13 protein-coding genes are annotated in these 12,786 nt (G+C 42.3%); 6 read left to right on the plus strand and 7 right to left on the minus strand.

What is annotated here, in order from left to right; translation table 11 throughout:
- Positions 1-26: 26 nt before the first annotated feature.
- From AXF23_RS12475 to AXF23_RS12485, 3 genes are all read left to right on the plus strand, one after another.
- Positions 27-1,022 (plus strand): NAD(P)H-dependent glycerol-3-phosphate dehydrogenase, encoded by a 996-nt coding sequence (locus tag AXF23_RS12475; protein ID WP_107625523.1) that lies wholly within the window; start codon positions 27-29, stop codon positions 1,020-1,022.
- 6 nt (positions 1,023-1,028) lie between these two features.
- The gene (locus AXF23_RS12480) at positions 1,029-2,384 is read left to right on the plus strand and encodes a glucose-6-phosphate isomerase (RefSeq protein ID WP_107625524.1); all 1,356 of its coding nucleotides are present in this window, start codon (positions 1,029-1,031) and stop codon (positions 2,382-2,384) included.
- Positions 2,385-2,597: 213 nt separating this feature from the next.
- Positions 2,598-3,332: an inorganic diphosphatase gene (locus AXF23_RS12485; RefSeq protein WP_199222210.1), complete on the plus strand. Its 735-nt coding sequence runs from the start codon at positions 2,598-2,600 to the stop codon at positions 3,330-3,332.
- A gap of 197 nt (positions 3,333-3,529) precedes the next feature.
- Here AXF23_RS12485 and rsgA read toward each other — a convergent pair whose 3' ends face one another.
- The 4 genes from rsgA to rsmA all read right to left on the minus strand — a co-directional run bounded on the left by rsgA (position 3,530) and on the right by rsmA (position 6,645).
- A complete protein-coding gene (gene rsgA, locus AXF23_RS12490; RefSeq protein WP_107625525.1) occupies positions 3,530-4,474 on the minus strand; it encodes a ribosome small subunit-dependent GTPase A in 945 nt (314 codons plus the stop codon).
- A gap of 154 nt (positions 4,475-4,628) precedes the next feature.
- Positions 4,629-5,189, minus strand: a complete 561-nt coding sequence (gene frr / locus AXF23_RS12495; RefSeq protein WP_009011525.1) for a ribosome recycling factor — start codon at positions 5,187-5,189, stop codon at positions 4,629-4,631.
- 167 nt (positions 5,190-5,356) lie between these two features.
- Positions 5,357-5,836, minus strand: coding sequence for a GAF domain-containing protein (locus AXF23_RS12500; RefSeq protein WP_107625526.1), 480 nt, complete (start codon positions 5,834-5,836; stop codon positions 5,357-5,359).
- A gap of 5 nt (positions 5,837-5,841) precedes the next feature.
- Positions 5,842-6,645, minus strand: coding sequence for a 16S rRNA (adenine(1518)-N(6)/adenine(1519)-N(6))-dimethyltransferase RsmA (gene rsmA, locus AXF23_RS12505; protein WP_107625527.1), 804 nt, complete (start codon positions 6,643-6,645; stop codon positions 5,842-5,844).
- A 78-nt stretch (positions 6,646-6,723) separates the two neighbouring features.
- Here rsmA and AXF23_RS12510 point away from each other — a divergent pair, with 78 nt between their 5' ends.
- The 3 genes from AXF23_RS12510 to AXF23_RS12520 all read left to right on the plus strand — a co-directional run bounded on the left by AXF23_RS12510 (position 6,724) and on the right by AXF23_RS12520 (position 10,602).
- Complete coding sequence (locus AXF23_RS12510) at positions 6,724-7,752, plus strand: lysylphosphatidylglycerol synthase transmembrane domain-containing protein (protein ID WP_107625528.1); 1,029 nt, start codon at positions 6,724-6,726, stop codon at positions 7,750-7,752.
- A gap of 65 nt (positions 7,753-7,817) precedes the next feature.
- Positions 7,818-9,272: an aminoacyl-histidine dipeptidase gene (locus AXF23_RS12515; protein ID WP_107625529.1), complete on the plus strand. Its 1,455-nt coding sequence runs from the start codon at positions 7,818-7,820 to the stop codon at positions 9,270-9,272.
- Positions 9,273-9,726: 454 nt separating this feature from the next.
- Positions 9,727-10,602, plus strand: a complete 876-nt coding sequence (locus AXF23_RS12520) for a hypothetical protein (protein ID WP_107625530.1) — start codon at positions 9,727-9,729, stop codon at positions 10,600-10,602.
- Between the two features lie 72 nt (positions 10,603-10,674).
- Here AXF23_RS12520 and AXF23_RS12525 read toward each other — a convergent pair whose 3' ends face one another.
- From AXF23_RS12525 to pth, 3 genes are all read right to left on the minus strand, one after another.
- A complete protein-coding gene (locus AXF23_RS12525; RefSeq protein WP_107625892.1) occupies positions 10,675-11,253 on the minus strand; it encodes a hypothetical protein in 579 nt (192 codons plus the stop codon).
- A 473-nt stretch (positions 11,254-11,726) separates the two neighbouring features.
- Positions 11,727-12,149, minus strand: coding sequence for an RNA-binding S4 domain-containing protein (locus AXF23_RS12530; protein ID WP_107625531.1), 423 nt, complete (start codon positions 12,147-12,149; stop codon positions 11,727-11,729).
- A 31-nt stretch (positions 12,150-12,180) separates the two neighbouring features.
- The gene (gene pth, locus AXF23_RS12535) at positions 12,181-12,753 is read right to left on the minus strand and encodes an aminoacyl-tRNA hydrolase (RefSeq protein ID WP_089366456.1); all 573 of its coding nucleotides are present in this window, start codon (positions 12,751-12,753) and stop codon (positions 12,181-12,183) included.
- Between the last annotated feature and the right edge of the window lie 33 nt (positions 12,754-12,786).

Below are 12,786 nucleotides of genomic sequence, written 5' to 3' on the forward strand. Positions count from 1 at the left end.
CCTATAACCTTTTTACTTTAGTGACTATGTTCGACATCGGTAAAATAGCAATCATAGGAAGCGGTAGCTGGGCAACGGCTATCGCTAAGATTGTTGTGGAGCATACGCATCATATTGGTTGGTACTTCCGACGTGACGATAAGATAGAAGAGTTTAAGCGGAGAGGACATAACCCAACCTATCTCACCAGTGTGAAGTTTAATATGAAGGAGGTGATGCTCTCATCAGATATCAATGCGATAGTACAAGAGTATGACACGTTGGTGTTTGTAACTCCTTCTCCTTATCTAAAAGCATTACTAAAGAAGCTGAAGACAAAGGTAAATTCTAAGCTGATAGTGACAGCTATTAAGGGTATTGTTCCCGACGAAAACCTTGTGTGTTCGGAGTATTTCCATGAGGCATATAATGTACCTTACGATAATCTTGCAGTCATTGGCGGTCCTTCTCATGCGGAGGAAGTGGCAATGGAACGCTTGACCTATCTCACAGTGGGTTGTTCTGATCTCAGTAAGGCACGTGCTTTCACGGAGGTGTTGGCATCAAACTATGTAAAGACAAAGACCTCTCCAGACGTCCTCGGTATAGAGTATGCATCTGTATTGAAGAATGTCTATGCCATTTCGGCTGGTATTTGTTCTGGTTTGAAGTATGGTGATAATTTTCAGGCAGTATTGATGTCAAATGCAATGCAGGAGATGGAGCGCTTCCTCAATACGATAAATCCTATCAAGCGGTCTATCATTGACAGTGTGTATCTTGGTGATCAATTGGTGACAGGATATAGTAAGTTCTCTCGAAACCACACCTTTGGTACAATGATAGGAAAAGGATACAGCGTTAAATCAGCACAGATAGAGATGGAGATGGTTGCTGAGGGCTACTTCGGAACAAAGTGTATGAAAGAGATAAATCGTCGTCTACACGTCAATATGCCTATCCTCGATGCTGTATATAACATCCTTTATGAACGTATTAGTCCACAAATAGAAATAAAATTATTAACAGATTCATTTAGATAAACACAAATGGAAAGTATTAAGTTAGACATCACAAAAGCGGTTCAGTTTCTGAATCCAGGCACAGTAGAGGCTTATGCCCCTCATGTTGCTGCAGCTCAAGACGCTTTAGAGAAGGCTACTTGCCTAGGTAATGATTTCCTTGGATGGTTGCATTTACCATCAAGTATTACTCCAGCGTTCCTTGATGAGATTCAAGCAGTTGCCAATACACTCCGTGAGAAGTGTGAGGTGGTTGTCGTTGCAGGTATCGGTGGTTCTTACCTCGGTGCTCGCGCTGTCATTGAAGCATTGGGTAACAGCTTCGCTTGGCTTGTAAATGATAAGAAGAACCCAACTATCCTCTTTGCTGGTAACAATATTGGTGAGGATTACCTCGCTGAGTTAACAGACTATCTGAAGGATAAGAAGTTTGGTGTTATCAATATTTCTAAGTCTGGTACAACGACCGAGACTGCCCTTGCATTCCGTCTTTTGAAGAAGCAATGTGAGGATCAACTGGGCAAGGAGAATGCTAAGGATGTCATTGTTGCTATCACTGATGAGCACAAGGGTGCTGCACGTGCTGCTGCAACAAAGGAAGGCTATAAGACATTTATTATTCCTGATAATGTCGGTGGACGTTTCTCTGTACTCACTCCAGTTGGTTTGTTGCCTATCGCTGTTGCTGGTTTCGATGTAAAGAAGCTTGTTGAGGGTGCGCAGGTGATGGAGAAAGAGACTTCTGTTGACGTTCCTTTCGCAAACAACATCGCAGCACGTTACGCAGCAGTTCGTCAGGGTCTCTACTCACAAGCAGGCAAGAAGATCGAGATTGTAGCTAACTTCCAGCCAAAGCTCCACTTCTTTGCTGAGTGGTGGAAACAGCTCTATGGAGAGAGTGAAGGTAAGGATCGCAAGGGTATCTTCCCAGCGGCTTGTGACTTCACAACCGACCTCCACTCTATGGGTCAGTGGATTCAGGAGGGTGAACGTTCTATCTTTGAGACAGTCATCTCTATCGAGGAGCCTAATGCTAAGGTTCTCTTCCCACATGATGAGGAAAATCTTGATGGCTTGAACTTCCTCGCTGGTAAGCGTGTTGACGAGGTTAATAAGATGGCTGAGCTTGGTACACGCTTGGCACACGTTGATGGTGGTGTCCCTAACATCCGTGTTAGTGTTCCTAAACTGAATGAGTATTACCTCGGTCAGCTTATTTATTTCTTCGAGAAGGCCTGCGGTATTAGTGGTCTTGTACAAGAAGTTAATCCTTTCAATCAGCCAGGTGTTGAGGCATACAAGAAGAACATGTTTGCTCTTCTTAATAAGCCAGGGTACGAAGCAGAGAGTAAAGCTATTCAGGAAAGACTGACTAAGGAATAAGAACCTCTCCACAATCTCTCCTCGAAAGGGAGGGAAGCACCCTATCCAAGCTCCTCGAAAGGGGAGGAATACCTACTGAAACGAAGTTAGGGTGGTGTGGATAGATGTCACGGAGAGTACTATTTATAATATTCTTACTATATCCTCAAGTTCTTCACATAGCTGAGGGACTTGAGGATAATAATATATAATAATAAGGTGAAGCAAGTTACGATGATGTCACAAGCTCAGCAAGACAGCCCTTCCGTAGGAGAGTCTTGGAGAGAACCCAAGGTAGTCCTCTTTGATATGGACGGTGTTCTTTATGATTCAATGCCCAATCACGGTATTGCTTGGCAGCGTGCTATGAAAGAGTTTGGTATCCACTTCACCCTTGAGGACTCTTACGCAACGGAGGGAGCACGTGGAGTTGATACTATTCGTAAGTATGCTAAAGCGCAATTAGATAAGGAACTTAGTGAGGAAGAAGCCCAGCGAATATATGATGTTAAGGCACATTACTTTCATGAAATGCCTGAGGCTAAGGTGTTTGATGGTGTGATAGACCTCATGCGAAAGATTAAGGAAAGTGGGTTAAAGATAGGTATTGTAACAGGAAGTGCTCAACTTCCCCTGATAGAGCGTGTCACTCGAGACTTTGGTGAGTTTGTTTCTAAGGACCAGATAACGACGGCCTACGATGTGAAGCGTGGTAAACCTAATCCCGATCCCTACTTGATGGGATTACAAAAAGCAGGTAACTATTCACCATCAGAGGGTATTGTTGTTGAAAATGCACCACTTGGAGTGCATGCAGGAGTAGCAGCAGGATGCTATACGGTGGCCATCAATAGTGGTCCTTTGGCTGATTCGGTGCTCTTAAAAGAAGGAGCTAACATCCTTTTCCCTACCATTCGCGAGTTTGCCGACAGTTGGGAGCATGTTTTAGAACGTCTCACAAAGTGTTAATTAGAGCCGATTTAGCTTTTAGTCTACTTGTTTTCTACTATCATTCGTATATCGAAAGAACAATTATAAAAGCTCTCTTCTTCAATTTATTTACGTGAAAAGAAATATTTCTCATCATGAAAATAAATATTTCTTGTCGTGAAGAAAAAACTTTCTTATCGTGAAATAAAATTGAAGCGAACAAAAGAAACGTGAAGCTAAAAAGCCTCACGATATTTATTTTCATCCTTGTCTTCGAGCATAGAGAGGTAGCTATTGTAACGACTCTCAGCTATGTAGTGGTCTTCGACAGCCTTTCTTACGGCGCAGCCAGGTTCATGTGTGTGCGTACAGTTTGAGAACCTGCAGTCTTTTGAGAACTTAAAAATCTCACGGAAGTAGCTTGTCAGCTCCTCACGTTCTATATCGAATGTTCCAAATCCCTTTATTCCTGGTGTGTCAATAAGATATCCACCTATAGGCAACTCCAACATCTCGCTGAATGTTGTAGTGTGCATACCCGTGTTGTGAACATCAGATATCTCAGCCGTACGAAGGTTGACATGGGGTAGGAGAGCATTGATGATGGTTGATTTTCCTACGCCACTATTCCCACTCAAAAGGGTCACTTTCCCAGCCAGTAATGGCTTTAGTTTCTCCACGCTAAACTCGTTATCTGCTTCAGCGCTTGCCTGTATCTCTACACATTGATATCCGATAGTGTCATAGAGATTCATCACGGCATGCTGATAACGTAATTCGTCCTCATCAAGTAAGTCGTGCTTATTGAATACGAGTGTTACAGGGATGCGATAAGCTTCAGCACTGGCAAGGAAGCGGTCGATAAAGGTTGTGGATGTTTCAGGATAGTTTGTTGTGACAATCAAGAACGCTTGATCGATGTTGGCAGCAATGATATGGCTCTGTTTTGATAGGTTAGGTGATTTTCGGATGATATAGTTTCGTCGGTCTTCTATCTCTGTGATGAAGGCCGTTCCCTCTTGGTTGGGCGTGATGACAACATGATCACCCACAGCCACGGGGTTAGTTGAGCGTATTCCTTTCAGTCGGAAATTGCCCTTAATCTTGCTATCTATCGTCTTGCCGTCATCGGTCTTCACCGTGTACCAGCTACCTGTGTTCTTTATTACTAAGCCGCGCATAAAAATAAAAAAGAGTTGCCCCTCCCCCTTACCCCTCCCCTAAAGGGAGGGGAGTAGTTACCGCCATTAATCTGAATAGAATTGTGATAGTCGGTACATATTACTCCCCTCCCTTTGGGGGAGGGGTAAGGGGGAGGGGCCGTTGTGTGCTTTATTAAACGGTCATAATCTCTTTCTGCTTATCTTCTAACAGCGTATCAACCTGCTTGATAAACTTATCATGGATCTTTTGCAAGCTGTCTTCTGCGTCCTTCTCATTGTCTTCAGAGAGGCCATCTTTGATAGCTTTCTTCAGTTTTTCCTTGATATCAGATCGAACATTACGTATCTCTACCTTGGTACGCTCGCCTATTTTGTTGCATTGCTTCACCAAGTCGCGACGTCGTTCCTCAGTAGGTTGAGGCAAATTAAGGCGAATCAGCTCACCATTGTTCTCTGGTGTGATACCAACATCTGAGTCCATAATAGCCTTTTCAATGTCTTTGATGGCTTTCTTATCCCATGGCTTGATAGCGATGGTACGTGCGTCAGGCACCATGACAGAGGCAACCTGATTCAAAGGAACCTTTGAACCGTATGAATCTACTCGTACGCCATCGAGGATGGCTACGTTTGCACGGCCAGCACGGATGCGCTGCAACTCATCACCGAGATACATCGTTGCCATTTCCATGCGCTCGCTGGCATCATTTAATGTCTGCTTAACGTCTATCATATTCCGTTGTGTTATTATTCAATGTTACAAAAATAGGTATTAATTCGGATATGTACAAGATTTTACTTTACTTTTTTGTCAAAACAAGGTCTTACTCCTTATACATTATCCGTATCGTTGGGAGGTTAGCTACTATTCTTACTTAAAACAGGCTTCTCAATCCTTCTTTATAAGAAAAGGTCTTGTGTTTCTTCCATGAGTAAGTCGATGATACGTCCTAAGCCTTCTTTGTCGTCTTCGTCGAAGTCGTTGAGGCGGGTGCTATCGATATCGAGTACACCACGGAAAATATGTGTATCATCATACATAGGGACAACAATCTCACTGCGAGAAAGACTACTACAAGCAATGTGTCCAGGGAATGTCTCTACGTCGGGAACAATGAGTGTGTGTCCTTCTTCCCATGCTTTCCCGCAGACACCTTTACCGTATGGGATGGTGTAACAAGCTACTGACCCTTGAAAAGGACCTAATCTCAGCATATTGCCATGTGCTTGTAGATAAAAGCCCACCCAAAAGAAATGCTCTGGGAAGGTGTCATGCAATGCTGCCGATACATTCGCTAAGATGCCAATGAGGTTTGTTTCATCTTTTATCAAACCTACAATCTGCGTCGTAAGTTGTTCATATTGTTCCTTTCTTGTCATGCACTCTATTGTTGATAATTAACTAATTGCGCCTCAACCATGTTTGTTAGTTCTACAAACTGAGTGATAGACAGTTGTTCAGGACGTTTGGTCATGATGTCTTGCTCATAGAAACCATTCGTTGGTTTACCAGTGTTGAAAATCTGACGTAGGCTCACACGCAACATCTTACGACGCTGATTGAAGACAGTCTTTACCACACGCTTGAAGAGTTTCTCATCACATCCGATGTCTGTCACATCATTGCGTGTCATACGGATAACGGCACTCTTCACCTTTGGGGGTGGGTTGAAGACATTCTCATCTACAGTAAAGAGATATTCTACATCATACCATGCTTGTATCAAGACAGACAATATTCCGTAAGCCTTTGAACCTGGTGCAGCAGCCATACGCTGTGCAACTTCACGCTGAATCATTCCCGTACAGCAAGGAATAAGGTCTTTATACTCAAGCATCTTGAAGAAGATTTGAGATGAGATGTCGTATGGGTAGTTACCAGTCAGTACGAATTGTTTACCGTCAAAGACCTTTGTCAAGTCCATAAGGAGAAAGTCCTCCCCAAGAATATTCTCTCTTAACTTAGGGAACTTATCGTAGAGAAAAGCCACACTCTCCGTATCTATCTCTACAGCTTTCACTTCACGTGGCTTCTCAACAAGGTATTGAGTGAGGACACCCATACCTGGTCCTATCTCTAATACCGGTATGTCAGGACAGGCATCAACGGTGTCAGCAATCTGACGAGCGATGTTTAAGTCGGTAAGAAAGTGCTGACCCAAATTCTTCTTTGGCTTGACTAATTTCATAATTTTTCTTTATTTGCCTACAAAGATACTCATTTTATTTTGCATTAAAAAACATTTTAATTATCTTTGCTCCATTATATGAGGACGAAGAAACTGTTCAACAATACTGTGAAGATTGCATTGCCGTTACTACTTGGAAGTGCAATCCTCTATTGGATGTACCGGGGATTCGACTTCTCCAGCATCAAGCATGTACTACTACATGATATGAACTGGACCTGGATGATTCTCTCTCTCCCCTTCGGCATACTGGCGCAAGCATTCCGTGGGTGGAGGTGGAAGCAGAGTCTTGAGCCTATTGGCGAGCATCCACGTTCGTCGGTATGTGTCAACTCAATCTTCCTTTCTTACGCTGTTAGTCTGCTTATCCCTCGCATAGGAGAGTTTGCTCGCTGTGGCGTATTGAATAGGTATGATAAAGTAGCCTTCCCGAAAGCTATCGGAACGGTAGTTACTGAACGCGCAGTAGACACGATTATCGTATTACTTATCAGTGCTACAGCCTTCTTAATGCAGATAGGAGTCTTTACAAACTTCTTCTCTAAGACGGGAACACGTATTGATGATGTCTTCGGAATGTTCTCACCAACAGGCTGGTTGGTAACAGCTATCTGTGGTGTAGCCTCTGTTATCCTCATCTATTATGTGTTACGTCACTTGTCTTTCTATAAGAAAGTGAAGGAAATGTTTAGTGGTATATGGCAGGGAATTAGCTCATTACGTAAAGTAAAGAATATTCCCTTGTTTATCTTCTACAGTCTGGCGATATGGGGAAGTTATTTCCTACATTATTACTTGACGTTCTTTTGTTTTGATGCAACAGCAAACCTCGGTCTTTCATGTGCACTTGTGAGTTTCGTTGTTGGCTCGGTAGCCGTTATCGTACCGACACCTAACGGGGCAGGACCCTGGCACTTTGCTGTCAAGACAATGCTGATACTCTATGGAGTGGCAGACAATCAGGCACTCTATTTCGTACTGATTGTACATACCATTCAGACCTTATTGGTTATTCTCTTGGGCATCTATGCATGGATAGCACTAAGTTTCACCAAGACACCAGTGTCTTTAGGTCGTCCAACCGAGCTTACTCGTCCTGCAGAGTAAGGGTAGAAGAAGAATCTATTGAGCGAATGAATAAACAATGATAATAACCTTTTAAAATCAACATTATGAGTGAAATCAGAAATCTTAAGCCTGAAGGCCTTTGGAGAAACTTTGATGATCTGACACAGGTTCCACGCCCTTCAGGATTACCAGAGAAAGTACAGCAATTCTTGTTAGACTTTGCTAAGAGAGTAGGTGTTGAGTCTTATATCGATGCTGGCGGCAATGTCGTTATGCGTAAGCCTGCCACACCAGGATACGAAAACCGTAAGACGGTTCTGTTGCAGGCTCACATGGATATGGTTCCACAGAAGGCTCCAGATAGTAACCATAACTTTGAGACCGATCCTATCGTCACACATATCGTTGATGGATGGGTATATGCAAACAACACAACACTTGGTGCTGACGATGGTATCGGTGTTGCTGCTATCATGGCTGTCATGGAAGATAAGACCTTGAAGCATGGTGTTGTAGAGGCATTGATTACTCGTGATGAAGAGACGGGTATGTATGGTGTCAATGAAATGCCAAGTGGTGAGTTGCATAGTGATATCCTTATGAACCTTGACTCAGAGACTTGGGGTAAGTTTGTGATTGGTTCTGCAGGTGGTGTCGACATTACTTCAACATTAGAATATAAGGAGGTTGAGAACGAACAAGAAGCTGCTGTAAAGGTGACCTTAAAGGGTCTTCGTGGTGGTCACTCTGGTCTTGAGATCAATGAGGGTCGTGCTAACGCTAATAAAGAGATGGTTCGCTTCGTTCGCAATGCAGTTACTGAACTCGGTGTACGCTTGGCATCTTGGGAAGGTGGTAATATGCGCAATGCTATTCCATTTAAGGCAGAGGTTGTTTTGGCGTTGCCACAGAGCAAGGTTGCAGCTTTGAAGGATATGGTTGCACGCCAGAAAGCACTCTTAGAAGACGAGTTTAAGGGTATTGAACCAAATGTAGAGTTCTTCGTAGAGGATGTTGAGAAGCCTGCAAACCTTGTCCCTGTAGACATTCAGGACAATCTTATTGATGCAATCTATGCTTGCCACAATGGTGTGTTACGCATGATTCCTTCGTATCCAAACGTTGTTGAGACTTCGTCAAACCTTGCAATTATACATATTGAGCCAACTAAGGCCTCTATTATGATTCTTGCTCGTTCAAGCCGTGAGGACATGAGAGACTATATCTCTGCTCAGTTGGAGAGCTGCTTCAATATGGCTGGCATGAAGACAGTCTTTAGTGGCCAATATGGTGGTTGGGATCCAAACCCAGAGAGTGAAATCCTTAACCTCTTGAAGAAGGTTTATAAGGAGCAGAATGGTGTAGAGGGTATTGTGCAGGTAGACCACGCTGGTCTTGAATGTTCAGTCATCCTCGGCAAGTATCCAGGTATGGATGTTGTAAGTCTTGGTCCAACTCTCCGCAGTCCACATACAGCGAAGGAGCGTCTTGAGATAGCAACTGTTGAGCCTTTCTGGAAACTTCTCGTTCAGACTTTGGAGGAGATACCTGTAAAGTAAGGCTAATCATAATAGAATGAAAATGCAATGGTCTTCCGTTTTTATAAGAAAGCGGGAGACCGTTTATGGTTTTTATCAAAGAACTCTTTATTCTCGAGATTTTAATTCATCAGTTTCTGATAAATCTTAATACGTTGATTCCATTCTAATTTTGGCAATATTCTGCAGGGAGTTTAGTGTTAGCAAATCGGTATATAATGGTAAAGGATTTTATCGTTATATAAAGTAAGTTATCCTATATATAGAGTTGAGTTCTATCTTTCGTAATCGTTTTGTTTTCGAATCTCTTTCATTTTATGTCATCATCTTGTCTGACTCTCTAACTTGTAGGAGTTCGTAATACTTTCGTTACATATGACAAACGATTTGTTCGATAATATATTAAAAAAGTGGTCAAGGGTTATAACTAATAGGGATTAAGGTTTTAGGACTAATCTTAAGTAAAAAGAAAATTATGAAAAAGCATCGATTGGCAAAGTTTATTGCCACATCTCTTTTAGCATTCCTTGGTGTGGTAATAATAGTTGCATGTACCGATGGGAGTCGAAAAGTAGTTAAAGCTTTTCCTAAAAAGGATTCCGTTGTTCTTCAAAAGCAAACAGATTTACCTCAACGTGTCTTTAGAGGTTTGGAAACAGTCGTCGATACCGTTTACGATGATTGGCATGTTCTTATACAAACTGCGGATACCAAGAGGAAGATAAAATACTACAAGATGTTTGAAAAGAAACTACTTGTTACCGTATCGAAGAAAGGTAAGCTACTCTTTGATAAAAAGGAATTTACGGTAGACGACTTTATTAGTACAGATAGTACCTATCAACTCTATGTTCGTCCTTCCATTGAGATTACTAACACTACGGCATACGTTTCTGTTGGTATCTATCAAGCTGAGACAGATGAAGGCTTTCCTTTTGTGTTAGCCTTCTCTAAAGGTGGAAAAGTTAAGTCTTATTCAATACCAAAGTCATGGGATCAGTCGGATTTAGCAACAGATTTTTATATTCGATACATCCACGAAACACAGCAGAAACCAGTAGATAAAGCATCGCTTATAAAGCTCGCCCACATCTATGGCAGTAGTAACTTTGTACAGCAGGTTACTAATAATGGAATTCAATCAATCTGTCCAACGAAAGTCTTCTCACGTCATCTTCGGAATATAGAGGTTGCATCTGAATTCATGGATTCTGGTGATAGTACTAAGATAAGAAGTAAAGTCTATTTTTATCTTCATGATACTTACACTCCATTTGACTCAGTGTATGTGGAAATGAAGCGTGATGACGAAGTTAATTATGGTTGTGTAATAGATAAGGTAATCCCTTAGCTGTTCCTTATATGACAAAAGCAGGGGCGCACGATACGTACGTCCCTGCTTTTGTTATTATCTGTTTCTCAATTAAAATGCCCAACCGAAGCCGAGGTATGGAAAGAAGAATGCTTTCTTAACTGCATTCTTCTCGCCAATAGTAAAAGAAGGACTGAAACCTGCACGGAACAGGAAACCCTTGTTAGATACGTGACGATAGCCTATGTTTCCAAAGAAATAGTAGCCGAATTGGTTACGACTCTCATTGTAAGCCAGCCAGGTCTTTATTCCTTCTAGAGTGTTATACTCTCCCACAGCATGCTTCTGCTGGTCAGCTGACAGCGAAGACGTAGGGCCATCTACAGACTCCACAAATATACCGTGTATATTGTATATACCCACACTGGCACCCACACCAACCTCAAGGTTGTTCTTTTGGCTACCCAAGAGATAGTTAACTTCCAATGGTACAGCATAGCCACGTACGTCTGAACCTTCCCAGAATATATTGGAATTATGACCATAACCGAAGCTCAATCCGGCTCTCCACCCAAAGCGTGTATGGTCGTTGAAACGTGCATCATAGTTGATACCTACAAGGTTAGAGGCACCTAATAGTTCCAAGTAAACGGCTTTATCCTTATCCAATCCAGTCGTGTCTTGTGCCATAGTCGCCGTTTGTAAGCCAAAGAACAAGGTGAAAATGAGTAGTTTCTTCATTTGTTTAGTTTTATTAAATCCATTTGCAAAGATATGAAATAAAATGAATAAAGATGAATGAAAGGCTAATTTTGTTGGAAAACGATAGTTTGGACTATTGTTGGTTGAACCTTTTGTAGGTGTAGGTTTGGTAAGATTTAGAAGTTAGGGGTAGTTCGCTTTGTAATTTATTCGTCATATTCTCAATTTCTCTGGATGCCTTATTGGACTTTAAAAACATCCGTTAGTTCTGCAGAAGATACGCTTTTAGCATGTCATTATTATATAAGAAAACACGACTTCCCTGTCCGCTTATGATTGTTGTTTGCGGTACGTAAGTCGTGTTTTCTTATTTTTTATGAAATCACATGGTGCAAATATGGCTTCAATAGAGGCCTTGTAAGACAGTCTATAAATTATGTATAACCAAGTTGATAGAACCTTTAGAAATCGTCTTCCTCGTCGTCCTCCTCATCAAAACCGAATAGGGCAGGGTCGACGAAGGCATCCATCTGACGGCGGTCCTTCTTAGTTGGACGTCCTGTTCCACGTGCTCTGTCGACGAAACCACTGATACGGCTCATCTCTAAAAGCTCGTATTGCTTAGCATCGGTCACATTCTCGTAGACTTCAGGGATGAGTTTTGCACCCACACGTTGCTCAATTGGTTTGAGAACCTTGAACGAGTAGGTGATAGGCGACTTCTTAACACTCACCACTTCACCCGCCTTAATGGTATGAGAAGGCTTCACGTTGACACCATTTATTGTGATACGACCGTTTTTGCAGGCATCCGCTGCAATCGAGCGAGTCTTATAGATGCGGGCTGCCCAGAGCCATTTGTCAATTCTTGCAGTATCGTTCATAACTTCATTTGATGTTAGAGAGCGTGTACTATTACTTCTTTCCGAGTTTATTAAACTGGTTCATCGTGATGTCGATACCAGCAAGAACAAAGCTCTTGATGATTTCTACACCTAAATCGATAGCTGGTTGAAGTTCTTTCATTTGTTCGTCAGAGTAGTGTCCCAGCACCCAGTCAACCTGTCCACCACGTGGATAGTCGTTACCAACACCCATACGCAGACGAGCATAGTTCTGTCCGATGAGTTGTTGAATATGTCCTAAACCATTATGCCCACCATTTGAGCCACTTCCTTTCAAGCGGAAAGCACCTAATGGAAGAGCAACGTCGTCGGAGATAACCAAGAGTCGACTCTGGTCGATATTCTCTTTGTTGAGCCAGTAGCGCACTGCATTACCAGAGAGATTCATGAATGTTGTAGGCTTCAGAAGAATAATCTTACGACCCTTGATGGTTGTCTCTGCGATGAAACCATAACGCTTATCCTCAAAAACAATATTGGACGCCTTAGCGAAAGCGTCCAATACCATAAATCCTGTATTGTGTCGGGTCCCATCGTATTCATACCCTGGGTTACCCAATCCACAAATTAAATACTTGTCCAATTTCCTATATTAAGTTAATTGTTGGCGTAGGAT

This window comes from Prevotella sp. oral taxon 313 (assembly GCF_003043935.1).
In the GTDB taxonomy this organism is placed as follows: domain Bacteria; phylum Bacteroidota; class Bacteroidia; order Bacteroidales; family Bacteroidaceae; genus Prevotella; species Prevotella jejuni.

Bases quoted from the DNA above. Each gene is read 5' to 3' on its own strand.
- AXF23_RS12475 (WP_107625523.1), top strand. From the start codon at position 27: ATGTTCGACATCGGTAAAATAGCAATCATAGGAAGCGGTAGCTGGGCA.
- AXF23_RS12480 (WP_107625524.1), top strand. From the start codon at position 1,029: ATGGAAAGTATTAAGTTAGACATCACAAAAGCGGTTCAGTTTCTGAAT.
- AXF23_RS12485 (WP_199222210.1), top strand. From the start codon at position 2,598: ATGATGTCACAAGCTCAGCAAGACAGCCCTTCCGTAGGAGAGTCTTGG.
- rsgA (WP_107625525.1), bottom strand. From the start codon at position 4,474: ATGCGCGGCTTAGTAATAAAGAACACAGGTAGCTGGTACACGGTGAAG.
- frr (WP_009011525.1), bottom strand. From the start codon at position 5,189: ATGATAGACGTTAAGCAGACATTAAATGATGCCAGCGAGCGCATGGAA.
- AXF23_RS12500 (WP_107625526.1), bottom strand. From the start codon at position 5,836: ATGACAAGAAAGGAACAATATGAACAACTTACGACGCAGATTGTAGGT.
- rsmA (WP_107625527.1), bottom strand. From the start codon at position 6,645: ATGAAATTAGTCAAGCCAAAGAAGAATTTGGGTCAGCACTTTCTTACC.
- AXF23_RS12510 (WP_107625528.1), top strand. From the start codon at position 6,724: ATGAGGACGAAGAAACTGTTCAACAATACTGTGAAGATTGCATTGCCG.
- AXF23_RS12515 (WP_107625529.1), top strand. From the start codon at position 7,818: ATGAGTGAAATCAGAAATCTTAAGCCTGAAGGCCTTTGGAGAAACTTT.
- AXF23_RS12520 (WP_107625530.1), top strand. From the start codon at position 9,727: ATGAAAAAGCATCGATTGGCAAAGTTTATTGCCACATCTCTTTTAGCA.
- AXF23_RS12525 (WP_107625892.1), bottom strand. From the start codon at position 11,253: ATGGCACAAGACACGACTGGATTGGATAAGGATAAAGCCGTTTACTTG.
- AXF23_RS12530 (WP_107625531.1), bottom strand. From the start codon at position 12,149: ATGAACGATACTGCAAGAATTGACAAATGGCTCTGGGCAGCCCGCATC.